This is a genomic window from Methanococcoides alaskense, from assembly GCF_027594145.1.
Lineage (GTDB): Archaea > Halobacteriota > Methanosarcinia > Methanosarcinales > Methanosarcinaceae > Methanococcoides > Methanococcoides alaskense.
The window spans coordinates 773,763-797,576 of record NZ_JAQFFK010000003.1 but is presented as its reverse complement, the minus strand read 5'-3'; the positions used below and the strand labels follow the sequence as shown (position 1 = coordinate 797,576).

Here is a 23,814-nt window from a genome sequence, read left to right as displayed (position 1 = left end):
GCATGTCATTTTACTGCATCTAATTACATTTTTTAAAAGCAGATACATAATCACGGTTGAGACAGAAACCGGCAAACAGCGTTCTGAGGATAGATAAGATAGTGCTGAAGAAATGATGCCGTAGAAGGAGTACCAAACATGGAAGATCCCAACTTCAAAGATAGGTTGCTGCATATATTTACTGGAAAACAAGTTGATAAAGTTCCGGTAGGCTCCTTCACCACCAGTCCGGTCGTGGAGCTTATGGATATGTGCGGTGCTGCAAGGCCTGAAGCAGATCATGATCCTAATAAAATGGCTCTTCTGGCAATCTCACAACATGAGATCGCTGGTTTTGAAACGATAAGGTTTCCTTTTGATTGCACAGTCCTTGGAGAAGCCATGGGCTGTGAGATCCAGGCGGGTACAAAGGAAAGAACGCCTGCGATAATAAGTGGCCCATTCAAAGACTCGATCGAAGGTCTCGAGGTTCCCGACGATCTACTGGATAGGGGAAGAATCCCCTCCATGCTGAAAGTCGTTGATATCATCAGGGATATGGTGGGTGATGAACTTCCGATAATTGCTGGATTTGAAGGACCTACAGACCTTGCAGTTTATCTTTCTGACCTCAAATCATTTCTTCTTTGGACCATAAAGGACCGTGAAAGGGTCGAGCAACTGTTGGATGTTTGCACTGATGCATGTATAGAACTGGGGAATGCATATCTTCAGCAGGGGGTTGATGTGGTCTGCATCGCGGATGCTGTAGCTTCTCCAGAGTTGGTACAGCCCTCTGATTTCGAGGAACTGATAAAACCAAGGTATTCCAGACTTGCAAGAAGTCTTAATGGTCTCAGTGTACTGCATGTCTGCGGAAAGGCCGACCCCATAATATCCCATATGACCGAGTGTGGGTTTGATGGAATTAGCATTGAAGAAAGCATTCAGGACTTGAAAACTGCTGTAGATATCGCACACAAGAACAATACGGTCATAATTGGAAATGTTTCTACCTCAGTGACGATGTTCAGTGGAACTCCTCAGCAGGTAAAGGAAGAAGCCTTCAAATCCCTGGATGCTGGTGTCGACATACTTGCTCCAGGATGTGGTTTGGCCCCCCAAACACCGATTCAAAACCTCAAAGCATTGGTAGAGGCAAGAAATGAATATTGTGCTTAAAATATTACGATTAACAAAAATATTGAAACTAAATACGGAGGAGATCAAATGACTGAAGTAACTGTACATTCAAAAGTATGTGGTTTTACCCATAAAGTACGTGGGAAAATAGAAGGGGACAAGATTATCATTGATATAGATGCGCCCTGTGAAAAGGTCAAATAAACAAACTGACAGAAACAAGCATGTCATTTTACTGCATCTAATTACATTTTTTAAAAGCAGATACATAATCACGGTTGAGACAGAAACCGGCAAACTCAAATCATTTTCCAACCGTGATTACATTCGTGTTTTTGATATTATCAACGCCATTATTTTTTTCCCTGCCTTTTTTAAAACACATCATAGTTTCTGAACATTAGGTCTTTGATAACTACAATTTGAACGGAAAATACACCTTTAGAAGGGTTTGTAACAGAATATATCTCGATTTGAATAACTGGCTTTGCAGAAATCCTAATACTATCTTAAATTTATAACTATGAATTAGCTTAAAAAGTAGTGCTCCTTTTGTTTTGTGCCCACCGAAACTACAGGAGCATTCCTACTTGTCTACTAACAAGTGCATTAAGTTTATCGCTATAAGCTTAGACACCGTAAGACATTTTAGAGTGTTACTTTGTTCTTGTAAATATTCAAAGAGAAACTATAATCAACATCATTTGATAGTTCTCATTTTATTAAAAGAATATCTTGGGACTGACTATAGAGATTTTGTTGAGATTGTTGAAGTTATGGATTCAATAAAAGAGGAAGTTGATCTGGATCAAGTTCTTCTTTTTACAACTTTAGAGAAGTTCATGACAAGAATTGATTCAGCTGCATTTACCATACTACTCAATAAAAAATTGAATCTATTTTACAGTTGGGGAGAATAAATTAACGTTAATGCAATTGAAGAATATATTAACATAGTAGATTTTATCAGTTGTCGCTTTTCTGGCACTTAGGCCATTTGTTTACTAATATACGTTAGATTCTCAAAAGACATATTGTCTTTATGTGTTAACATTTCATTTTTAAATTGCCTATAACATTTTTCGATCAGTTCCTGATTACCGTCAATTTCAATGACGTCAAAACCAAAAGTCTTTGCAAACTCATCAACTTTATTCTCGAAATCTTTCATATATGATAGACCGGTGTTTACTTTTCCAATAGTCTTGTATCCAAGGCTATCCAAGACAAATTTTGTAGTCTCAATGTCATCCGGATCTGTGGTAAATCCACCATACCTGAACATTTCTCTCCAGTTAAGTATCCACATTGGAGTCATAAGAAGTGTGCGTCTTCCATTAAAACTGGTGAGAAGATTATAATATGTATCCCTGCCTCCAAGAATTGCGCCTATGCAATCATCTACAATTTCCCCACTGTCTTCTTTCAGCATGTATACAGGGCATGATAAGGATTCAAAATCGTCTTCAAGCTTGCGGAATATATTTCCACATAGACCATAGAAAAGTAATATGCCATCTGAGTAATTTGCCATATTCTTTACATTTGTATAAACTTCCTCTTTGAGGGTTTTGGGTGCTCCATGAAAAGAGAGCTCAAGCATATTAACAATTACAGAAAACCTATTAGGATCCTCTCTCCCGGATTTAAACGGTATCTTTTCAAGAGGCAGCACTTTATGAGAACAACCAGCATCTTCCAGCTTCTGCACAATACCACAACAATCACTATTCTCAACCACAATTACTCCGTCAATATTTTGATCGTTCTCAATCACATTAACGACTTCATCCTCGAATATCCTGCATGCTGTTATATTCATTATAGCCATTCTCTGTTACTTCCTCTGGTTCTGCAATTACTTCCTCTGAGATTAAAATGCCCTTTAAGTTCACATATTTCTACGGATAAAATCCCTAAAATAAATAGAAGTTAACTGTGATAATATCAAAACGTTTGATTAAATTAAAGTCCTTAATTAAATCATACCAATTGATGGTATATTATTTTTATGGATGGAATCAATAAAATCATCAGTAAATTAATTTTGTCGAAGGGAATAACGATTATGAATGCAAAATTAGTAAAAAATAGTTTTTTTCAACAACTCCAGACCTTTGATCTATCCTCTTCAGGCACGCGAATTCCAATTGTTAGATCAATTATCTCGAAGACTATGAAAGAGATTCCAAATGCCGATATGATGCTTAATATCATGCCCACTGCCTGGATAATGAACTGGTTGACTCCTCCATAGATCAGTCCAACAACTTCTGCTACATAAACAGCATCTGAAAGTATGACCATAACAGATGTCAAAGGTCGTGGAAAACAGAAAGGAATTGTCCATCAGTGGAGAGGAAGGGAATGCTATGTTGACCTCACCCCAAAAAATAAAGATAGAGATAGTTGTCTCAGAGAACAGAGTGGAAGACCTTATCGACACAGTAGTAAAAAACGCTGCAACAGAGAGATAGGTGACGGAAAAGTCCTTCAATCATTAGAGCTGAAGAGATTTTCGCATTTATGAGCATGGGATTAATGGGATGACATAAAAGTATTAAAAACTTGATCTTGCCTATGTAAAAATCCTCTAGAATTTAATGAAATACTTATAACCAAGGATTATTAGTATCTGTGTTACCTGATAATCTTTCGTAATGTTTCGATTAGCAGGCACTCAACTGCGCAGCAGGTGAGTGTATCTGTGGTTTTTTTTAAAAATAATAAATCCTTAATTCAGAAGATCTCGACAAAGTCATTAATTAATTGCCTGCTAGCGTTTCGACGAACTTTCTAAACCCTTCATCGTTATCTCTAGCTGAAAATTCAAATATTCTCACACCCGGATTGATGGATTCAAGGGCATTCCTTATTGAAAATACCTTATCCTCATCTGTAGAATCGATCTTGTTTATTCCTATAATTTCTGATTCCTTGATCTGTGTAATGATGAATTTTGGCAATTTTTCAATTTCACTACTAAAAGTGCCTGCATCTATAAGGTATACAAGCAGGAAGGACAGGTCCTCAAAAGGCATGTGTTCAAGGCTTTCTTTAATCTGAACTGGAAAAGTAGGACCTTCAAGCTCTATGAACACAAACTCAGGGATAGATTTGTCAGCCATATCCTTTAAGGTCTTTTCGACAGCAAAACGCAAACTGCAGGGGACACAGTCAACAGATAACTCTTGTATAGATATTCCCTCAAAAGGGAGTGATTTCTCATCAAGCCTTGCATTGCCTTTACCGGTCACGATTATTGCCAGTTTCCTGTTCCTTTCACCAAGATATGTTCCGATCTTGCCTATTAAGGTAGTTTTCCCACTTCCCTGCAAACCACATAAAAGAATTGTTCTCATAGAACTCCCCATATCACCTATTGGATCTGTTAACGTATAAACGTGGCCTTCTTGCCAAATAAAAAGTAACTAAATAAATTATGGAGCTATGTGTACAGCTCCTTTTTGTACCCGGATCTTTAGGATACACTTTATTGAAATTGTCACGATATGGAGGATCAGCAAACCGGTATCATAATTTCCTCATAATTGATCGCTTTTACCGGACAGGCTTTTACACACCTTGTGCAACTTGTCCCAAGACATAGTTGGGTGCTGTAAATGACAAGGAAGCTTCCATCTCTTTCAACGTTCATTATTGCGTTTTCAGGACATTCCTGTTCGCATCTATGACAGGCGATACATCCTACAGCAGCTTCTTCAATCTTGATGCCAGGATCCATCAATATTTCTATGCATTCCTTTCCAACCTCATCGATATCCCTCTTAACACGTTTCTCAACTATTGGGTTTTTTAACATCATTGGAAGTTTGGGAATTTTATATATCTCGAAGAACTGGTCATACATTTCCATAGACATACCTTCAGTCCAGTATGCAAGCTCACACGTGTATATGTTCTTGAATGTCTCACTGGTCGCCATCATCAAATGATCGGTCTTAATGGTATGGGCAAGCCTGACAACTTCATCAAGCTTAGATTCATCCAGAACGATGTCTTTTGCAAGTGCCAGAGACGTGTTTCCAAATTGCACGATCTTCTTTGAAAAGTTTGGACACGAACCGACCTTCCTTGCTTTATCGTAGTCTACATATGCCCCTGAAGCACCGGACATATACACATTTTCAAGGTCCTCATATTTCACACCACCTTCGATGAGCAATGTCAGATGAGCAGCCCTTATAGCACCGATAGCTTTCCCTGCTTCCTTTATGTCCTGCTCACTAAGTTCTATTCCTTTTCCAAGGAACAATTTGCCGTTTGGAAGCTTTGGAGGGTTTTTCATCAGGCCTGTCTCGATTGCAATAGATATTGCAGCTATAACGCCGGTACCGGTGATTCCTCTGGCAGAGATTTGCGATTCTTCTTTAATCTCACCTGTTACCGGGTCTATGAGGTATCCGGCCTGTGCTTCCATATCATCATCAAGAATTGAAACCCTCCAGTGATCATCTTCAGGGTTCACATCACATATGGCACCCGGACTTGCAAGCATACCACAACGAATTCCCTGTCCTTCGATGGCAGGTCCTGCAGCCGCACTTCCTGTAATTATCCTGTCACCGACCTTGAGAGCCATTTCCGCATTAGTACCATAATCAGTTACAATGGACACACTTTTTTGGTTCAGGAAATCGGTCTCGACCATCATTGCAAGTGCATCTGCCCCGATCTCATGCCTTATGGCAGGAGGCACAATGATCCTGCAACTTTGCATCTTGAGATCTTCACCAAAAAGCTCCCTTGCCGGAAAGATCCTTGCATCCCTTTTTACGTTCTCGACACCCAGTTTCTTTTGCATGTTCTCGCCGGCATAAGCCAGATCCCTTATTTCCGTGTTCTGGAACAGGGAGAGTTGTATTGGATTGCCACATACCACTATTTTTTCAATCTTAGATAGGTCAACATTGAAAGTGTCGATTATTTTCTTGACCGTGTCGATAATTATCTTGTTTGCGACATCTTCGCCTACTTTAATTGCAAAATCAAGATGGTCTGCAACATTCCCACCGGGCAAAGGATGTCTCATTGTCATTACGCTTTTTATGCCTTTTTTTGTATCAAGGTCTATAAGTTGTGCTCTAAACCCACTTGTTCCCAGATCCAATGCAATTCCATACATTTTATTTCCTCCGTTATGGTGACTTGCAATCAAAACGAACTTTTAATAGATGATCTTGAATAGAGGCTCGTTGACCAGCGTTTTGACAACTGATCAGGACTCTTCTTCATCAGTGCATATTGTGTAATTTAATCTATATAACATAACTCGGGGTAATATGTCATAGAAGTAAATATTATTAAAGAGCATGATTGGATCAATGTCTTTAATTAGATTAAAGGGTCTGATGCAATCAGTGTTAACTTTATAATTTATGCGAATGCAATCTAAAATAGAAATTATACAACAAAATTTGAACATTAAATAAGAATATATGAAAGTTTGGCTATGTAGAATTCCTATTTTCTTTAATAAACTACATATGAACACAGATACATTCAATCCTTCAGAGTTGAGTGATTCTAAACCTTTTGTTTAGCAGGAACTCAACTGCACAGCAAGTGAGTGTATCTGTGGTTAACTATATTCTAATTTTATTTTAGAAATCATTTATTTAGATGATTTCTACAGAGCCTCAATTTCGATCTATATATAATTCATAAATTAGTTTTGTGTGGTAAACAATTAAGGGCTGTATCTAATATATTATGGATGTCAATTTTAAAATTGATCATCAAAAAGATTCTGGGAGGGGAGTGGTATTATTATGCAGGAAAATCCAGGGATGGATAAAGAGATCCTGGGGGAACAGCAGTGTCACTGGGAAAATGTATTTTCAAATAACAAATCGAAGTTCGGTGAAAAAAGCAGTGAACCTGCTATGAAAGCAGCTGAACTCTTTAAGGAAAAAGGAAAAACAAAGGTCCTTGAACTTGGTGCTGGTCAGGGAAGGGATTCTCTGTTTTTTGCAAGAAATGGCTTTGAAGTCTATTCTCTTGATTATTCCAAGGAAGGAATTGAATCTATAAAGCAGAAAGCCCAGGAGAATGGGTTGTCTGAATACCTAACAGCTTTGCAGCATGATGTGAGAACCCCTCTGCCATTTGAAGATGAAACCTTCGATGCATGCTATTCTCATATGCTCTACTGCATGGCACTGACAACATCTGAGCTCGAAGATATTGCGAGAGAGATAAGGAGAGTCCTTAAACCGGGCGGGTTGAGCGTATACACCACAAGGCACACAGGTGACCCTCAATATAGAACAGGAATCCATAGGGGGGAAGACATGTGGCAGATAGAGGGTGGATTTATTGTTCATTTCTTGAGCAGAGAAAAGGTGGAGCACCTTTCAGAAGGGTATGATGTCATTGATATAGAGGAATTTGAAGAGGGGCCAATTCCAAGAAAACTGTTCAGGGTAACTCTTAGGAAAAAGAATTAAAACAAGATATAGGATTGAATGGAATAGAATTGTATAATGGGGAAGGGAAAAATTACTGAAGTAACTGTACATTCAAAAATATGCGGCTTCACCCATAAAGTATGTGGAAAAATGGAAGGGGACAAGATCATCATCGATATAGACACCCCTGTGAAAAGTCATTATTGAAATTTAACGTGGTATGTCAAATATAGATGTATTGTAATACAATATAGTTACGCGTCAAGTACTTATAGAAATTCCTTCAAACCTAATATGGGATTATCACATTGGATTTCAACAATGTGGGGGTAATTATCAATGTCAAAAGAACAAATGCTAAAAGAGTTAGCTGATGCTGTAGTCGCAGGAAACAAGGATTTGGCAGTAGAACTGTCAAACAAAGCATTAGAGAAAGGTATCGATCCATATGAGGCTATCGTTAACGGATTAGCTAAAGGAATGGAAATAGTCAGCGACAATTACGAGAAAGGAACAGCCTTTGTTCCACATCTGTTGATCGCTTCAAATGCAATGTATGGTGGAATGGATGTTCTTTCCCCCCACATGAAGAAGGTCGAAGGAGCAGCTGAACCTTCAACTGTTGTGATCGGTACAGTACAGGGTGATGTCCATGATATCGGTAAGAACCTGGTCAAGACAATGATGACTGCAGGAGGATTAAACCTTATCGACCTCGGACATGACGTTCCTCTTGAAAAATTTGTTGAGACTGCAAAAGAGCACCATGCAGATGTTATCTCAATGAGCGCACTTATGACCACCACAATGGTTGGAATGGAGAAGGTCATCGAGATGCTTCAGGAAGAAGGTCTCAGAGACTCCATGATCGTAATGGTGGGAGGAGCACCTATTTCAGAAGAGTTTGCGGAACAGATCGGAGCAGATAAAACCGCACCTGATGCAATGCATGCTTCACATTGGGTAAAGGATGCTGTAAGTGAACTTTCACCTTCAGAGGATCGATGGAGTGCTGCGAAGATCAACCTTGCCAAGGTAAAGTATAGGGACATCCTTTCAAAGAAGAAGGTCAAGAGCAAGACAGATATCGGTCTTGAGACTGCCAAACAGATCATAGAGGAGTTCGAGAGTGTTGGTGTCAAGACAAAGGAAGAGATGAGCCACGCTGAAAGGACCGTTTCAGCTATGGCTGACAAGAAAGTTGACCGTCTTCCAGTATATCCACTTGCCTGTGGTGTTCTCAGGAAATTCGCAAATGCAAGTTACAAGGAATATGCAACAGACCCTGCCAAATTTGCTGAGAGTGCATTCCTTGGTGCAAAGTATCTGGACCTTGACATGTTCGTTGGTCTGATCGACCTTTCAGCTACTTCAGCTGACTTTGGATGTACCATAAAGTACCCTGAAGACGACACACCATCATCAGAAGGTCACCTTGAGGACTATGACAAACTTGAGGTTCCTGAGGTCAAGGAAGGCACCCGTGCCTATGAACTTATCAAGGCCTCAAAGCTTGCAAAGGATAAGCTGAATAAAGAACTCGGCACTCCATTCGTTGGTTTCCACGAAGGTCCACTTCTGACACTTACCCAGCTTATGGGTGCAGACCGTGTCCTGATGGACATGAAGACCAACCCGGATGCCGTTCTTGAAGGAGTCCAGAAATGTACTGACTACATCTGCCAGGTCTCAGAGGTCTTCTTCGAAGAAGATGCCTGTGATGCCCTGTGTATTGACAACCTTTGGTCAAACAATGTCATCATGAGTGAAGAGGATTACTGGAAGTTTGATGGAAAATTCATCTTTGACCAGCACCTTCCGATCTTCAAGAAGTATGACCAACCATATATGATCCATAGTTGTGCCGATGCGGTCCATTATGATACACAGATCAAGAAGTTTGGAACTGGTCTGTTCAGCTATGCATACTATGAGAAATCAAAGGACAAGGGTTCACAGAACTATGCAGATCTCATTCCAAAGTACGGAGATACCTGCTGTATGATGGGAGAGGTAGATCCGATCAAGTTCATAGACAACTCCCCAGAAGGCATACAGAGTATCGAAAATGATACCGATGACCTGCTAAAGGGCGTCCTTGAAACCCTGAAAGAAAATGGCATGCAGTCTAAGTACGTCATGTCCACCGGTTGTGAGATCCCACCAGGAGGTCCACTGTCAGGTGTCAAGGCCATGGTTGACAAGGTCAAGGAACTTGGTCCACAGTATCAGAAAGAGATAATAGGGTGATCTACACCCTACTACTTTTTAATGAGACAAACTGAAGCGAAATGGGTTTGTTATATTTCCGTTGTTCCTGTAAATACAAATTTTAGTGAGGTGGTTGCGATATGAACTTCGGTCTTGGTATTGATACGGGGGGAACTTATACTGATTCGATAATCATGGATATTTTAGATGGAACTGTGATAGATTCCAACAAATCATTGACAACACACTCCGATCTTATAAAGGGAATTAAGAATTCTATTGAAGGTCTGGATGAGAGTTATCTGAAAGATATAGAATTTGTTTCCGTTTCAACCACTCTTGCGACCAATACGACACTTGAAGGAAAAGGTCATCCTGCCGGCCTTATCCTTATAGGCCACTCGATCACTGGAGCCCTTTCAACTGACCATGTCCTTTCCATTAAAGGTGGCCATGATGCGGATGGCAATGTAATCGAAGATCTTGATGATCTTGGATTGGTTGAAGATTTTGTTATGGAGAATAAAGACAAAGTCTCCGCTTTTGCAGTTTCATCTTATTTTGGAGTCAGGAATCCCGAACATGAAATAATAGTTAAAGATCTTATTGGGGATCTGTCCGATAAACCCGTTGTATGCGGGCATGAACTTTCAATGAGCCTGGGTGCTTATGAAAGGGCTGTCACAGCATTGCTAAATGCACAGCTTATTCCTGTTACTGATCAATTCATACGATCCATCCTTTCGGTAATGAAAAAAAAGGGAATTGATGCAGATCTGATGATGATGAAATGTGATGGTTCCCTTGTCAGGATAGAGGATGCTCTCAAAAAACCTGTCGAATCTATCTTTTCGGGTCCTGCCGCTAGTCTTGTCGGTGCTTCTCATCTTGCTGGTGTCAAAACCTGTCTTACTATGGATGTGGGGGGCACAAGCACTGATGTGTCAATGATATCCAATGGAATTCCTGGGATAAGTGAAAGTGGTGCTAAGGTTGGTGGCTGGAGTACCATGGTGAAGGCCATAAAGATGCACACCTCTGCTCTTGGCGGTGATAGCCATGTGTGGGTCCAGAGTAGGGTATTCATGGGGCCGAACAGGGTCATACCTCTATGCCTTGCAGCATTTGATCATCCTGAGCTGATAGACAAACTAGCTGAAATGGATAAAACGAATGTACGTCACATGAATGATATCATACAGCCAACCACTTTCTTTGTCAGAAGTGGTTTGGACCTCTATGGTATGAACAATGTTGCACTAAGTTCTAATGAGAAGGAGGTTCTCGATGTACTGGGCGATGAACCTCTCTCGCTATCCGATATTTCGATCAAACTGGGTGAACATACTTTGATGTTCTCCAGTATGCTTGGATCACTGGTCAAGAAAAGATATGTCCATCAGATTGGTTTTACACCTACAGATGCCCTGCATGTGCTGGGGGATTATACCAGATGGGATTCAAAAGCATCACGTATGGGTGCTGAACTACTTGGTGAGTACGTAGGTATGGACAAAGACAGTTTTTGTTCACATGTAAAAGAAGAGGTTGCAACGAATCTGTCTTTAAGTCTGGTATCTTTTTTTGCAGATGATGTGAAAAAATCAGATATGAAAAAAATACTGAACAAATCAGATTTAATAGCATTCAAAATAAAGGTTCCAGTTGTTTTAATTGGAGCACCTGTTAAAGCATATCTGAATGAGCTGAACAATTTGCTTGACGCAGAGATCATAATTCCCGATCATTATGATGTGGGTAATGCGGTTGGTGCACTTATGGGTAATGTAATTCATAGAGTTGAGGTACTTGTCAGATCTTTTGATCCTGGAAGCGGCCAGTACGTTGTTTTCTCAGAGGTTGAAAGGGAAGTATTTGATGAATATGAGGCAGCATTGGATCATGCGCGTTACCTTGTCGAAAATTTAGTTTTAGAATATATGGGTAAATATGGACTGGGCATGGAAAAAATACAGTTTGACTTAAAGAGACATGATATAAAAAGCACTGGTGGAATGCCCCTTGAAACGAGGTTGGTTGGAATTGGAATAGGAACACCACACAGAGTATTATGAATACAATGGCAAAGCTGTAGCATAATCGCAAAACGACTCAGGCAAATCTATAGTTTATTGAAGTACACAATACAAGATTTTTGTGTTTCAAATATAAAAAATAGATACTAAATTTTAAGTAAATTCTGGATTAAATAGTTAGAATAGTATTGGGATTTCTACATAGTTCGAAATTCACATAAGCAATTAGGGATTAACTTTCTACATTGGAGAGGAGGGAATCGCAATTAAAAAGACCGATTATGGCATGGAGAGTTGCTCTGGGAATAAATATTGTCTCATATCTGAAGATTCGGCATTAGGGATATTTTATTTTGATAAAAACGGGATCTTTACCCATTGCAATGAAAATTTTCTTGATATCATTGGAGCGACCAAAGAGGAAGTCATCGGTTTTAATGTTATTGCCTCTATTAAAGATGAAAATATGGGGGATGCTGTTAAGGCAGCCCTTTCCGGGAAGTCTGTGCATTATGAAGGTGAGTACCGTTCTGTCATCAGCGGTAAACTTACACAAATTAAAGCTGATTACAGCCCTTATATATCAGAAGATGGTTCTCTTCTTGGTGGTATTGGTATTATTGAAGACATTGCCGAGCGCAATCGGGCAGAAGAAACGTTGCTTCTCGATGAGTCTCGTCTGGAAGCACTGCTGCAACTTAATCAGATGACAGATGCATCACTGCAGGAAATCACGGACTTTACCCGTGAAGAGGCGGTCAGGCTTACCCAGAGCAAGTTAGGATATCTTTCATTTATGGATGAGAACGAAACCGTCCTCACCATGCATTCATGGTCTAGGGATGCAATGGAAGAGTGCAAGATCGGTGACAAACCTTTAGTCTATCCTCTGGAGACCACAGGACTATGGGGAGAAGCCGTAAGGCAGAGAATACCCATCATTACAAATGATTACCAAGCGCCCAATCCCTTTAAGAAAGGATATCCAGAAGGTCATGTGGAACTGAAACGTCATATGAATGTTCCAATCTTCGATGGTGATCGTATCGTCATTGTGGCAGGAGTGGGGAATAAAGAAGAGAACTACGATGAATCAGATATCCGCCAGTTGACACTACTGATGCAAGGTATGTGGACACACATACAACACAAGTTGGCTGCGGATGAACTTAAACAATACTCGCAAGAGTTGACTAAGATCAACAAGGAGCTCTCTGAAGCAAATGAGGAATTGAAATCACTTGATAAAATGAAGGATGAATTCATCTCAAATGTAAGCCATGAACTCAAAACACCTCTTGTATCTATCATAGGCTATAGCGAACTTATATATGAAGGTACATTGGGCAATGTTAGAGATCAGCAGAAAAACGCATTGGAGACGATTTTACGTAATTCCAAGCGGCTCAGACGTTTAGTTGACTCTCTTTTGCACATGAGTCTGACACAAGCAGAGGCTATTGAATATGTATTTGAACCGGTTCAGATTGCAGAAATAATAGATGATGCAATCACAGACATGATTCCTTTGATAAATGAGAAAAACTTGACTATTAAAAAAGATGTGCCTGATAATCTGTCTGATATAAGAGGTGATGAACATAAATTGACAGATCTGTTTACCCATCTTATCGATAATGCAGTCAAGTTCACCCCTTCTGGTGAAATAACTCTAGAGACATATGAAGAGGAAGATAGTCTGCACATAAAAGTGTCAGATACAGGAATAGGTATCGCCAAAGATCTAATTCCCCACCTGTTCCAGAAATTCTATCAGGTTGACTCATCAATAAGGCGCAAATATGGGGGTACCGGACTGGGTCTGTATATATGCAAAAATATTGTTGAAGCACATAATGGAGAGATCTGGGTCGAAAGTGAGGAAGGTGTTGGAACTACGGTTCACATAAAGATACCAAAGTAATATCGTATGCCAGGCACCACATTCGCAGAAAAAATTGTCAAAGTAAAGTTTATTTCCAATTTAGTAAACTAGAAGCAAGCCCCACCACTGCACTTTATCTTTTACCGGAAACTCTCTGTTCCCACTCTCCCTCATATGAGCATTGAGAGTAAACAGCTTATCACTCTTGGCATTCTGCTTCATGTAATGCAAAGTACCCTTAGAAAACCCCATTTTCTTCCATTCAGCATAAGGCATATCAATAATCCGTTTCCTCAGAAAATCGGAATCATCCCTTTTCCCAACATAAACAGGCTTGTTAAACTCAATCGTTTTAACCGTATAGCTCATACGACTATGCCTACTATTATATTCTTGGCAAAATAATTTCTATATAGACTCTTATATTTAAATAACTATATAGGTTATAAATATTACCGATTCGGTAATTAATATTACTAATTCGGCTATAATAATAACTATATCAGTTATTAATTATCTAATATAGAAATATTTATTCTCGATTTAGAAACACCAAAAATTAATTTAAATTTATATGGAATAATATATTATTAAAGAGGAATAAACTAAAAATAGTCTATTAAGCATTTAGACTAAGATATTAGACTATAATCTACGATATAGACTAAAATAAAATTTTACTTCAATATATCTAAATTTATATCCGAACTCGAAATACGTATCGTATAGAAACTTATACGATACGTATAAATTCCGATACGATAGGTACTTATCTCTAAGAGTTAAAGATTTATCTCTAACGAGAAAATACCGAATTCCTGAGGATCTTCAGTTGGTGAGAATCTGCCATCTTTTATATGGAGTTTAGCACCATCAACGTACATATCGATTCCATGACCGTTTAGAAGTAGCATCTTCATATCTGTCACACCACGTGTGTCATAAATTCGTTATTTTTTTTGAGATTGAGGCTTTTGTGAATAGTATTTTATTCTGTTGATAAAACCAGCTGGCTTAACTTTACCATCTTTTCTCAATTCCATTTCAAAATTGAAAAGTGCCGTTATCTGTTCTTCAATTATGTTAGAATCAAAATCAAAATAATAGTCATTTTCAACAGAAGATGGATCTTCTAAATTTGTTGCATCTATTTTAATTTGTTCGATAACAGCTTCATCATTGTAGAATCCGAGCAAGCGGATAATATTCCTTCGGAGGTCGGGATGATTCTCTTGTTTTTTGGGGAATTTCTTCAATAACGATTTTAGTGTATCCAGAAGTGCTGCTACATTGTCGGGCTTTATTTTCTTATCAATGAAGCACTCGTGGAATATTGATAGCAAAACATTAATTGATTCCACGTCTAATATTTCGACTATATTTTTATCTAAGTTCTCGTGTGTTAAATTTAAAATGATTATTAGTTTATCTAATTCAAATTGATTTAATCCACGATTTTTATAATATTCGTATATTTCTTTAATGGTCAGATTTCGTTCAATAGAATTTTCCGATTCAAGAAGTTTTAAGATAGACTCATAGTGTTCTTTGAGCTTTGCTGCTTTTTTTAGCATTATGTATACTGCACGTCCGTCTGTCTCCTCAATACCAAATTCCTTTAATTTTTTATACTTTATAATTGAAATATCGTTCATTTCACTTATATGCTTATAAATTGTCGACTCGCCATAACCCAGCTTTTTGATATCTTCGATTAATTCTTTTGTCCTGACTGGACTACTTTCTTTTAAAGAGTCTCTGATAGCTTTTTCAATATCATTGTGATCTTTTTTATTTTTCGACTTTTTGCTTTTTTTGGGGCTACGCTCATTCTTTGTCATATTTCTTCTCGTGGATTTTAGTAATAAGCTCTTAATGTCACTCCATAATATTAAATTTCACTCTTAAATTTATGAATATTTGGTTTCTTAATCACTCCAAAATTTAATATCATTATTGATAAATATGATGCTAAGCACATGGTTTTTTGTGAAGAATGATGTACAAAAAAAAACAAAAAAAACTCACTATAACACTTCCTCCGTATCTAAAGGAAAAACTAGTACAGATGTCAGATAAATTCGGATGCTCTCAGGTAGAAGTTGTCAGGATTGCATTACTGAAACTCTGGGAAGCTGAGAAATGAGTCGCCCACAATTCTCCAAGGATTACAGGACTTATGGAGAATGGCTCAAAGCCATACCTCGAATATCCAGGTATGCAAAGGAGATCATCAGGAAACACCAATATTTCCCTGACAAAAGCCTGAATGATTTGAGGCATTTAAGGATTGGAATGCATGATCTCAGTAAGGTTGCATGGCAATTATTGTCATCACAAGAGAAGAGGGATAGGAATCTCTCCCTCCAAGTATTGAGAGCTATGAGAAAAGGAGCCACTCTTACTCAAGCTACTGAAAAGGTAGGAGTGGACAAACGGTTTGCTCTGAAGCATCTTGGAACCCACCTACAGAAATCAGGTGGACGATGGCATGTAGCTAGAACAGACAACTTCCAGTCTGAAATGATGTTCTATGATAGAGATGATGGATTAATCTCAATCGTTACAACAAGATCAAAGGATAGGAGTTTAATTGCTGAATATTTCAATGCTATTAATAAGGCTTTGAAAGATGGCAATCCAGATCATCTAAAAAGATTTGAAAATGCAAAGGTCATTGATGCTGAAGGTAAAGAGCATTTCTTTGTAACAGATCTTGAACGTCTTTATGAGATTCAGGATGCACAGGAAGAGCCTGAATTTTTTGAACTATATGTATAATGGAAGAGTGGATACTATGGATAAAGATGCTTACAGGAAGAATATTAGCAAGTATAAGAAAGGAAAAAAACCGCCGATGGCCTGTGTTAGTTGTGGAGAAGATGATGCAAATGTTATTGAGCTGCATCATGTTGAAGGAAGGAATAATTCAAATTGGGTAAAACCACTCTGTAAGAACTGCCATACAAAAATTACAGTAGAACAGAACAAGCTAAGTCCAAAAGCAAGATCTAAAAATGCATCATTGGAAAATCTGAAAGCTTTCAATATTATTTCCATTGGAGCTTTACTAAAAGAACTTGGACAGCGATTAATCAATCTTGGAATGGAGATGACCGTAAATGTCTAAGATTGCTGTAAGAGGATATACCCAGAAGATTAACAAATCTTCAGTTAATCCTTTTTTTAAACCAAAGGATGTTCCATTAAGGCATGATAGAGTATTAGTCTTTGATACTGAAACAACAACAGATGAATACCAGAATTTCAAGATAGGGTATTTTCAGATATACCAGGATGGGTATATTCAGCATGAAGGGTTATTCTATGACCCTTCAATGCTAACTGAAAAAGAAGAAAAGACTTTTTCAGTCCATGCAAAAAAGAATGACATCTCCCTTTACCTTCTGGAAGAGTTCATTGATGATGTATTTTATCCAGAGATATTCGGGTTGCATACCCTTTGTGTTGGCTTCAATCTTCCTTTTGATATAAGCAGGATCTCAATGAGAGTTGGAGATTCAAGAGGGAGAAATAAAGGAGGATTCACTTTTTATCTCTCTGAAAATAAGTTCAATCCTCCTATTATCATTAAAAAAATGGGAGGTGCCCATACTTTCAAATTTACAACCACCAAAGAGAACAAAGGTACTGAATATTTTTCAGGATACTTCCTTGATGCTCAAACACTTGCTGAAGTACTTCTGCAATCAAAACATATCTCTCTTGCAAAAGCCGGAGAAAAGCTCAATACTCCTATCAGGAAGATGGAGGGAATTGTGCATGGTAAAGTAACGGAAAAGTATATCGATTATCTCATTCAGGATGTTGAAACAACCTATCAGATCCATGAGAAGCTTATTGATGAGCTGGATCATTACCAGATAGATATACCAAAAACCAGAATATACAGTTCAGCATCAATCGGGAAACATTCTCTTAAACAATTGGGTATCAAACCATTTTTAGATCTTAACCCGGATTTTCCTTCAGAAATAATTGGAAACATCATGACTTCTTACTATGGAGGAAGATGTGAATGTAAGATCCGGAAAGTACCTGTTAAAGTAACAACTCTTGATTTTACAAGCATGTATCCAACCGTTACTATGGTGATGGATCTCTGGAAATTCATGATAGCTGAATCTCTTGAAACAGAAGATGTTACTGAAGAAATTAAGGATCTGTTATCAAAACTTAACCTTCCATATCTTCAAAATAAGGGCAACTGGACAGATTTTGTTGTTATGGTTAAGTTGCAACCAGAAGGCGATATATTACCAGTAAGGATGGATTATAAGGGTTCTAATACAGGTTATAACGTAGGGGTTAATTACCTAACTTCAGATAAGGATTTGTGGTATGCTCTGCCTGATGTTATAGCCTCAGTTATTTTAACTGGCAAAGTTCCAAAGATTGTTGAAGCTATCAGGTATATTCCAAAGGGTATTCAAAAAGGATTAAGGAAAAGTCAGATACTTGGAATTGATATTGATCCTGCAAAGGATAATCTTGTTCAGGTACTTGTTGAAGAAAGGCAGAATATCAAGCTTCAGATGAAGGATATTAGCAAGGAAAAGCCTGAGTATCAACAATTAAAGAGTAGGGCACAGGCTATCAAAATACTTGTTAATGCTATGAGCTATGGGATCTTCATTGAGCTTAATCCAGAGGATAAGAAAACCGATATTCAGGTTTATGGTTTGGATGATTTCAATACTTCTGAAAACAGGTATGAGAAGGCCGGAAATTATTTTCATCCTTTACTTGCTGTCATGATTACAGCAGGATCTAAACTGTTCTTGGCAATGGCTGAAGCTAAAGTAAAGGAGCTTGGTTCAGTTCATGCTTATATGGATACTGATTCTATCTTTGTTCCTCCTGAACATGCTCAGGAGATCATAGATTATTTCCAACCTCTTAATCCCTACAGCCTTGATATTGATCTGTTGAAAGCTGAGAAGGAGGATGTGTGGTTTTATGGAATCTCATCAAAAAGATATGCTCTTTACACTTATGAGAATAAAAAGATCAAGTTCATGGAAGGAGAGAGATCTTTCAAATTGCATGGCCTTGGGCATTTAACAAACCCGTTTCCAAAGGCTGTTGATGATTGGCAGGCTGAAATATGGGAAGATATTCTCAAATTGAATTATGATAATATCTCGGAATTGGATATTGAAGAGAAGTATTCAGGATTGTATGCTATCTCAAGACTTACTGTTTCAACTGCTAATGTCCTGAGAAGATTCAAGAGATTTAATGCAGGCAAGGAATGGAAAGACCAGATCAAGCCGTTCAACTTCTATCTTGTAGGATTCCAGGTATTTGAAGAAAACGGGAAGGCAGTAAAGCCTTTAATGCCTTTTTCCACAGATTATCAGAAGGCTGTTTATGAGCCATTCATTGATTATGAAACAGGGGATATAAAGGAAGGATTTCATTATTTCAAGTCTTTAAGCAGGACAATAATGCAATATGCTGAACACCTTGAGCATAAGTTCGATGGAGATAGTGGGGTTCTTGAGAGAAAGCATGTCCATGCAGACGGAGTTGTTTACATTGGCAAGGAGGCCAATAGCATTGATGAACAGGAATTGAATGTGAAGCAGGCTCAAGCGTTCCTGAATAAGAAAGAAATCATGCATAATATACTTTATTTATCTCAAAAAAAGGCTGAGGAATGGGGAGTAGATAGGAAGACATTTCAGAGAATCAAGAAGAGGATTATTGAGAATGGTGACATTAAATTGAATACTGTTGCTGTAAAAAAGCTAGCTTCATTTTTTACTTAATTCAACATAATGTTGCCTTTTTTTGGGCCACAAAAATCTTCAAAGTTATTTGTTCACTTAGAAACATTATTTGTAGCCTTGTTTTTATAGGCACAAAACATGTCCACAGATTTTACAGAAAACTTTATAATATATACAGATTATACAGTAATCTGTGATAATATGGTCAAGAATATAACCGTTGGTATTTCGGATGAACTCTCGAATAAAATGGAAGAATTTAAAGAAGTCAATTGGTCGGCAATCACTAGACTTTGCATTGAACGATACATAAATCAGAGATCTTCAGATCGACTTGAAAATGCACTAGCAGAGGTGCAATCCAAGAAGGATATTGAATTTAAGCAGGGCTTTAATTTTCTTCTTGCTAATATTAAAAAAGTCAATTTAGACAAACTTGAATACGTTGCGAATTTTGAACCCACAGATCCATATGAACAAGAAAATCTTCTCAATTATTTAAGAGAAATTGCTAGCGATATAAATCCTTCTTCAGTGGATCCTATAAATACGCAGTTCCTCTACGGTATGCAGTCTTCTGTTAAAGAAATTCTTAAAAGGTCTTGATAACTTGCAAGGATGGACTTTGATTAACAAGCATTCAAGTTTCCTTGGAAACTAAACACGATTTTAAAATCAAGTTTTGGAAACGGTTTCTAGCAATAAAAAGGGGTAATTGAATGGATGAAAGTGAGAATAAAATCTTTAGAGATGGTTTCAAAAATAATGACAATTATGAAACAGTTGCAAAAAAAATCAACGATTATCGGCAGCAAAAAGGGGCAAGAAAGTGCTTTATTGTCCAGTCTCCTGGTGGAATTCCATATAGATATTCAGAATTAGGATTAATTTCAAACGAAAAAGCAAAACAAGAACATAGTAATTTCAAAAAACAACACAATAAAATGAGAAAAAAAGAGAGAACGAATTCAAATAATAAATCATGGTACAAACAAAGAAAGTTGGCATTAGAAAGGGATCTCAATCAATGCAAGATTTGTGAATCTACTGAAAAATTGCATGTCCACCATATAACGCCCTTTAAAGAATCCAAATCACACGAAATTAATAATTTAATTACTTTGTGTGGTCAATGTCATGTGATTGTAGGCAAAAATAAACTTTGGATTTCTGCTCATTGGGTAGACTATAGTCCAAAAAAGGTTTTTCATAACATCATCTCAAAATATTTGCACATCGTTTCTGGAATGGGATACGAAGTTGCTGTTGGTAAAGGATCCTCCTCATATAATGGCCCATATTTAGTATGGAAAGTTGGGGAAAAGGGAACTTTAGACATTAAATACGATGAAACGCTTGAGAAAAAATGAAAAGGTAAATCGATTTACTCTTTTTTTACATATTTTTCTTGTTTAATTAAAGAGTGGCATTTTTACAAGTTAACTATATCCCCGTATAGAAAGTGGGGGATATAGTTAATGCTAATTTTTTGTGCGCTTGCTCAAAATGAGATTGAATTTAACATTGATTTATAATTATTATTATAGATTTTTAAAAATTGAATATACAATGCATGTTAACAGTGTTAATTATATACAAAAGTTATATATGGAAATATATCAAATTTAGCATACAAAATTGTATAATGGAGTGACTTAACAATGAGTGAAAATGAAAATGTGGAGCGTGTCACCATGCCCCTTATAGGTGATGATGCACCGTCCTTTACAGCAAAAACAACACAGGGTGAAATAAACTTCCCTGACGATTATCAGGGTAAATGGGTGATACTTTTTAGCCATCCAGCAGATTTCACCCCAGTATGTACAACTGAGTTCATGACCTTTGCAAGCATGCAGAATGAATTCAGGGAACTGAATACAGAATTGATTGGTCTTTCAATTGACAGTATATATGCTCACATTGCATGGCTTCGTACGATCAAGGAGAAGATCGAGTACAAAGGAATGAAAGATATCGAAGTTAATTTCCCTGTTATTGAAGATATTACAATGGAAGTTGCAAAGAAATTCGGCATGTTGCATCCAAATGCATCCAACACACAGGCGGTACGTGCAGTCTTTATAATGGATCCAGAAGCCAAGATACGTTGCATCCTTTACTATCCATTAGGCAATGGTCGTAATATGGATGAGATCAAACGTATTGTGCTTGCAATGCAGAAATCCGATGCAGAAAATATTGCAACACCTGCAAACTGGCAACCAGGTGAAGATGTAATTATTCCACCTCCAGGTTCATGTGGAACAGCTAAGGAAAGGGTTGAAACAGAAGAAGATGGGAAATATTGTCTTGACTGGTTCATTTGTTTCAAAAAAGAATCCTGAATGAACAGACCTGTGCATAATTTATGGCCACTATTTTTTAGTGGTTTTTTTTTAATTAAGTTATTTACTTTTACATAAGGAATTGATGGACTCCAATATGTCCAACCTCTCCCTAACATGAGTTTTGAAAGTGAATAGCTTATCATTCTTAGCTTTTTACTTCATGTAATGCAATCTCAATTAGAGGATAGAGATTGAATTGGATATGTATTGTACTGATCATGAACATTTGTATTTCGTGAAAGCTTGAAGTTCGAATTATACTACTCGCACACCAGACTGGAATATAGTTAACGTGAAAAAACCGAATTCTTCTAAAAATATCATAAAGTGAATCATTCCTTTTTATATTCACAATTTCCATATGTTGGGCATGGTGGTAGAACATCATCATCGCTATCAAGTGTTACTTTTACAATAAGGAGTATAAACAATTTAATTTTCATGATAGGGTTTCTATCCACTTATTTTGACTTGATTCTCAGGAATGCCAATGCGACCACTGCAATACATGCCAATGCGGTGAATCCGCTCACTGAAGTGTTGCTCTCCTCACTTTCAGCAGACGGATAAGTCTCACTATCCATGGAAACATCATCTTCTGGATATTCGCTATTGAAGTCTGCCATCAGTTCGTTCCATTCTCCATCCCCAAGCGTCAAGACTGCTCCTGCATAGCCGTTCTGGAGAGTGATCTTCTCACCTTCATAGAGATCAATTATCTCATTGTCTGTTGTTACCTCAACAATTCCATCCTGAACATAGATATTATCGGTTGACAGATCAGGATCGTAGAAAACTACAAACTCAGTCCCTTTAACACCCGTTACGCATGTAGGAGTAGTAACGAAAAGATCCACCCCAGCCAATTTCTGAACTTTCATCCAGACTCCACCAAAAAAGAGTTTGATAACCCTCATGTTTTCATTAGTCTCTTTTTCTTCAATTTGAGTAGAGATCTCAATGTACGATTTTTCTTCCATTCTGGCACAAGATCTTCCATCATCAAATTTGAGAGTTACCATCGCTCCCCTTAATGTCCTAATTTGATCCCCTTCATGTATCCCATTCATTTCATTGATCTTCTGCCACTGGTCAGACCACGGATGCCTTACTTCCACCCGGCCTTCCAGTTCCTCAACGATCCCGACAACCTCCGTGATACTGACTTTAGGGGCCGAGATATAGTTTTCATCAACATAAACCTTTGAATGCTGCTCAATAATGGATGCAATTCCGTAATTTGAATGGTCAACAATTGATATGACAAAATCATGGTCTTTGAAAACGATCAGCTGGAAATTTATGTTGTTAATTTTAGCATCATAAGCAATCCTGTCAAACTGCATTCCGCTTTCTGCAGCCTTTACATCCGTACCATAAAAACCTGATTCAATACCCTCGATTAATTCCTTCTGACGTAGCTGAAAAAAACTGGTTGCCTGCGCTTCTGTAAAAAGATTTGACATGGCTATCTCATAACCATATCCCGATTGCTCACCGTAAGTGAATACGACCTCTTCACCTATTAGTTCACCGTTGGCATCATGGAGGGGATAGGCTGTCTCGGAAGTGAGTTTAAAGTTATACAAAGCTTCTGGAGAATCCGCAGCATTGCATATTGGGGTAATGCACATGAAAGATAATATTATGAGAAGCAGTGTGAAGATATTTAGTATAAGAAGTTGCTTGCGGGTAAGACTCAAATTGGCATATTTTCTATTAGATGACATAATTGATTTTTGTTCCTTAAGCTAAAAGAGAATTGCGATTAAATTATGCATATTATGACTAATTCCAAAAGGTTGCTTTTTAAAAGAACTTATTTTTTAACACCCCTCTTCATCCAACCTTTCCCTCACATGAGTTTTGAGAGTAAACTGTTGATCAATCTCACAATTCAATCTAAAGTTGAAAATATAATTGGACATGTATTGTCCGGACCACAAGGATCTGTATTTTGTGAGAGTGTATAGCTAATAGATATGTTTGCTACTTTATTTTTAAAAAACTAAACCATCATAA

At 37.7% G+C, this 23,814-nt stretch carries 23 protein-coding genes; 15 read left to right on the top strand and 8 right to left on the bottom strand.

What is annotated here, in order from left to right:
- The first annotated feature begins 138 nt into the window (after window positions 1-138).
- From mtaA to PBV53_RS07740, 3 genes are all read left to right on the top strand, one after another.
- The gene (gene mtaA, locus PBV53_RS07745; RefSeq protein WP_270096591.1) at window positions 139-1,161 is read left to right on the top strand and encodes a methylcobamide:CoM methyltransferase MtaA; all 1,023 of its coding nucleotides are present in this window, start codon (window positions 139-141) and stop codon (window positions 1,159-1,161) included.
- 48 nt (window positions 1,162-1,209) lie between these two features.
- Window positions 1,210-1,326, top strand: a complete 117-nt coding sequence (locus PBV53_RS09710) for a DUF6951 family protein (protein WP_374708512.1) — start codon at window positions 1,210-1,212, stop codon at window positions 1,324-1,326.
- A 500-nt stretch (window positions 1,327-1,826) separates the two neighbouring features.
- Window positions 1,827-2,042, top strand: a complete 216-nt coding sequence (locus PBV53_RS07740; protein WP_270096590.1) for a hypothetical protein — start codon at window positions 1,827-1,829, stop codon at window positions 2,040-2,042.
- A gap of 68 nt (window positions 2,043-2,110) precedes the next feature.
- On the opposite strand, the gene PBV53_RS07735 is transcribed toward PBV53_RS07740, so the two are convergent.
- Window positions 2,111-2,944 (bottom strand): DUF1638 domain-containing protein, encoded by an 834-nt coding sequence (locus tag PBV53_RS07735; protein ID WP_270096589.1) that lies wholly within the window; start codon window positions 2,942-2,944, stop codon window positions 2,111-2,113.
- Between the two features lie 278 nt (window positions 2,945-3,222).
- A complete protein-coding gene (locus PBV53_RS07730) occupies window positions 3,223-3,429 on the bottom strand; it encodes a hypothetical protein (RefSeq protein ID WP_270096588.1) in 207 nt (68 codons plus the stop codon).
- Window positions 3,430-3,434: 5 nt separating this feature from the next.
- Between PBV53_RS07730 and PBV53_RS07725 the strand changes: the two genes are divergently transcribed.
- A complete protein-coding gene (locus tag PBV53_RS07725) occupies window positions 3,435-3,599 on the top strand; it encodes a P-II family nitrogen regulator (RefSeq protein WP_270096587.1) in 165 nt (54 codons plus the stop codon).
- Between the two features lie 288 nt (window positions 3,600-3,887).
- Here the strand turns inward: PBV53_RS07725 and PBV53_RS07720 are convergent, their stop codons facing one another.
- Together PBV53_RS07720 and PBV53_RS07715 are read right to left on the bottom strand one after the other, a co-directional pair.
- The gene (locus tag PBV53_RS07720) at window positions 3,888-4,484 is read right to left on the bottom strand and encodes a GTP-binding protein (RefSeq protein ID WP_270096586.1); all 597 of its coding nucleotides are present in this window, start codon (window positions 4,482-4,484) and stop codon (window positions 3,888-3,890) included.
- A gap of 158 nt (window positions 4,485-4,642) precedes the next feature.
- Complete coding sequence (locus tag PBV53_RS07715; RefSeq protein WP_270096585.1) at window positions 4,643-6,268, bottom strand: methylamine methyltransferase corrinoid protein reductive activase; 1,626 nt, start codon at window positions 6,266-6,268, stop codon at window positions 4,643-4,645.
- A 646-nt stretch (window positions 6,269-6,914) separates the two neighbouring features.
- On the opposite strand from PBV53_RS07715, the gene PBV53_RS07710 reads away from it, so the two are divergent.
- The 4 genes from PBV53_RS07710 (at window position 6,915) to PBV53_RS07695 (ending at window position 13,724) form a co-directional block, all read left to right on the top strand.
- The gene (locus PBV53_RS07710) at window positions 6,915-7,592 is read left to right on the top strand and encodes a class I SAM-dependent methyltransferase (protein WP_270096584.1); all 678 of its coding nucleotides are present in this window, start codon (window positions 6,915-6,917) and stop codon (window positions 7,590-7,592) included.
- 300 nt (window positions 7,593-7,892) lie between these two features.
- On the top strand, window positions 7,893-9,803 hold the full coding sequence (locus PBV53_RS07705) for a methyltransferase cognate corrinoid protein (RefSeq protein WP_270096583.1): 1,911 nt from the start codon (window positions 7,893-7,895) through the stop codon (window positions 9,801-9,803).
- A gap of 101 nt (window positions 9,804-9,904) precedes the next feature.
- Window positions 9,905-11,839, top strand: coding sequence for a hydantoinase/oxoprolinase family protein (locus tag PBV53_RS07700; protein ID WP_270096582.1), 1,935 nt, complete (start codon window positions 9,905-9,907; stop codon window positions 11,837-11,839).
- A gap of 247 nt (window positions 11,840-12,086) precedes the next feature.
- Window positions 12,087-13,724: an ATP-binding protein gene (locus PBV53_RS07695; protein ID WP_270096581.1), complete on the top strand. Its 1,638-nt coding sequence runs from the start codon at window positions 12,087-12,089 to the stop codon at window positions 13,722-13,724.
- A gap of 60 nt (window positions 13,725-13,784) precedes the next feature.
- Here the strand turns inward: PBV53_RS07695 and PBV53_RS07690 are convergent, their stop codons facing one another.
- From PBV53_RS07690 to PBV53_RS07680, 3 genes are all read right to left on the bottom strand, one after another.
- Window positions 13,785-14,054: a hypothetical protein gene (locus PBV53_RS07690; protein WP_270096580.1), complete on the bottom strand. Its 270-nt coding sequence runs from the start codon at window positions 14,052-14,054 to the stop codon at window positions 13,785-13,787.
- Between the two features lie 413 nt (window positions 14,055-14,467).
- The gene (locus PBV53_RS07685; RefSeq protein WP_270096679.1) at window positions 14,468-14,605 is read right to left on the bottom strand and encodes a hypothetical protein; all 138 of its coding nucleotides are present in this window, start codon (window positions 14,603-14,605) and stop codon (window positions 14,468-14,470) included.
- Window positions 14,606-14,635: 30 nt separating this feature from the next.
- A complete protein-coding gene (locus PBV53_RS07680) occupies window positions 14,636-15,526 on the bottom strand; it encodes a hypothetical protein (protein ID WP_270096579.1) in 891 nt (296 codons plus the stop codon).
- 155 nt (window positions 15,527-15,681) lie between these two features.
- Between PBV53_RS07680 and PBV53_RS07675 the strand changes: the two genes are divergently transcribed.
- The 7 genes from PBV53_RS07675 to PBV53_RS07645 all read left to right on the top strand — a co-directional run bounded on the left by PBV53_RS07675 (window position 15,682) and on the right by PBV53_RS07645 (window position 21,789).
- A complete protein-coding gene (locus PBV53_RS07675) occupies window positions 15,682-15,831 on the top strand; it encodes a hypothetical protein (RefSeq protein WP_270096578.1) in 150 nt (49 codons plus the stop codon).
- Entirely contained in the window at window positions 15,828-16,466 is a 639-nt protein-coding gene (locus PBV53_RS07670; RefSeq protein WP_270096577.1) for a hypothetical protein, read from the top strand. Before PBV53_RS07675 ends, PBV53_RS07670 begins: the two co-directional genes overlap by 4 nt.
- 16 nt (window positions 16,467-16,482) lie before the next feature.
- On the top strand, window positions 16,483-16,815 hold the full coding sequence (locus PBV53_RS07665; RefSeq protein WP_270096576.1) for an HNH endonuclease: 333 nt from the start codon (window positions 16,483-16,485) through the stop codon (window positions 16,813-16,815).
- Window positions 16,808-19,480 carry a DNA polymerase gene (locus tag PBV53_RS07660; RefSeq protein ID WP_270096575.1) on the top strand — a complete coding sequence of 891 codons (2,673 nt, stop codon included), beginning with the start codon at window positions 16,808-16,810 and terminating at the stop codon, window positions 19,478-19,480. Before PBV53_RS07665 ends, PBV53_RS07660 begins: the two co-directional genes overlap by 8 nt.
- A gap of 162 nt (window positions 19,481-19,642) precedes the next feature.
- Window positions 19,643-20,047 (top strand): AF_0619 family ribbon-helix-helix protein, encoded by a 405-nt coding sequence (locus PBV53_RS07655; RefSeq protein ID WP_270096574.1) that lies wholly within the window; start codon window positions 19,643-19,645, stop codon window positions 20,045-20,047.
- 113 nt (window positions 20,048-20,160) lie between these two features.
- Window positions 20,161-20,811, top strand: a complete 651-nt coding sequence (locus PBV53_RS07650; protein WP_270096573.1) for an HNH endonuclease — start codon at window positions 20,161-20,163, stop codon at window positions 20,809-20,811.
- A gap of 291 nt (window positions 20,812-21,102) precedes the next feature.
- On the top strand, window positions 21,103-21,789 hold the full coding sequence (locus PBV53_RS07645) for a peroxiredoxin (RefSeq protein ID WP_270096572.1): 687 nt from the start codon (window positions 21,103-21,105) through the stop codon (window positions 21,787-21,789).
- Window positions 21,790-22,253: 464 nt separating this feature from the next.
- Here the strand turns inward: PBV53_RS07645 and PBV53_RS07640 are convergent, their stop codons facing one another.
- Window positions 22,254-23,426 carry a FecR family protein gene (locus PBV53_RS07640; RefSeq protein WP_270096571.1) on the bottom strand — a complete coding sequence of 391 codons (1,173 nt, stop codon included), beginning with the start codon at window positions 23,424-23,426 and terminating at the stop codon, window positions 22,254-22,256.
- Between the last annotated feature and the right edge of the window lie 388 nt (window positions 23,427-23,814).

Bases quoted from the DNA above. Each gene is read 5' to 3' on its own strand.
- mtaA (WP_270096591.1), top strand. From the start codon at position 139: ATGGAAGATCCCAACTTCAAAGATAGGTTGCTGCATATATTTACTGGA.
- PBV53_RS09710 (WP_374708512.1), top strand. From the start codon at position 1,210: ATGACTGAAGTAACTGTACATTCAAAAGTATGTGGTTTTACCCATAAA.
- PBV53_RS07735 (WP_270096589.1), bottom strand. From the start codon at position 2,944: ATGAATATAACAGCATGCAGGATATTCGAGGATGAAGTCGTTAATGTG.
- PBV53_RS07730 (WP_270096588.1), bottom strand. From the start codon at position 3,429: ATGGTCATACTTTCAGATGCTGTTTATGTAGCAGAAGTTGTTGGACTG.
- PBV53_RS07725 (WP_270096587.1), top strand. From the start codon at position 3,435: ATGTCAAAGGTCGTGGAAAACAGAAAGGAATTGTCCATCAGTGGAGAG.
- PBV53_RS07720 (WP_270096586.1), bottom strand. From the start codon at position 4,484: ATGAGAACAATTCTTTTATGTGGTTTGCAGGGAAGTGGGAAAACTACC.
- PBV53_RS07715 (WP_270096585.1), bottom strand. From the start codon at position 6,268: ATGTATGGAATTGCATTGGATCTGGGAACAAGTGGGTTTAGAGCACAA.
- PBV53_RS07710 (WP_270096584.1), top strand. From the start codon at position 6,915: ATGCAGGAAAATCCAGGGATGGATAAAGAGATCCTGGGGGAACAGCAG.
- PBV53_RS07705 (WP_270096583.1), top strand. From the start codon at position 7,893: ATGTCAAAAGAACAAATGCTAAAAGAGTTAGCTGATGCTGTAGTCGCA.
- PBV53_RS07700 (WP_270096582.1), top strand. From the start codon at position 9,905: ATGAACTTCGGTCTTGGTATTGATACGGGGGGAACTTATACTGATTCG.
- PBV53_RS07695 (WP_270096581.1), top strand. From the start codon at position 12,087: ATGGAGAGTTGCTCTGGGAATAAATATTGTCTCATATCTGAAGATTCG.
- PBV53_RS07690 (WP_270096580.1), bottom strand. From the start codon at position 14,054: ATGAGCTATACGGTTAAAACGATTGAGTTTAACAAGCCTGTTTATGTT.
- PBV53_RS07685 (WP_270096679.1), bottom strand. From the start codon at position 14,605: ATGAAGATGCTACTTCTAAACGGTCATGGAATCGATATGTACGTTGAT.
- PBV53_RS07680 (WP_270096579.1), bottom strand. From the start codon at position 15,526: ATGACAAAGAATGAGCGTAGCCCCAAAAAAAGCAAAAAGTCGAAAAAT.
- PBV53_RS07675 (WP_270096578.1), top strand. From the start codon at position 15,682: ATGATGTACAAAAAAAAACAAAAAAAACTCACTATAACACTTCCTCCG.
- PBV53_RS07670 (WP_270096577.1), top strand. From the start codon at position 15,828: ATGAGTCGCCCACAATTCTCCAAGGATTACAGGACTTATGGAGAATGG.
- PBV53_RS07665 (WP_270096576.1), top strand. From the start codon at position 16,483: ATGGATAAAGATGCTTACAGGAAGAATATTAGCAAGTATAAGAAAGGA.
- PBV53_RS07660 (WP_270096575.1), top strand. From the start codon at position 16,808: ATGTCTAAGATTGCTGTAAGAGGATATACCCAGAAGATTAACAAATCT.
- PBV53_RS07655 (WP_270096574.1), top strand. From the start codon at position 19,643: ATGGTCAAGAATATAACCGTTGGTATTTCGGATGAACTCTCGAATAAA.
- PBV53_RS07650 (WP_270096573.1), top strand. From the start codon at position 20,161: ATGGATGAAAGTGAGAATAAAATCTTTAGAGATGGTTTCAAAAATAAT.
- PBV53_RS07645 (WP_270096572.1), top strand. From the start codon at position 21,103: ATGAGTGAAAATGAAAATGTGGAGCGTGTCACCATGCCCCTTATAGGT.
- PBV53_RS07640 (WP_270096571.1), bottom strand. From the start codon at position 23,426: ATGTGCATTACCCCAATATGCAATGCTGCGGATTCTCCAGAAGCTTTG.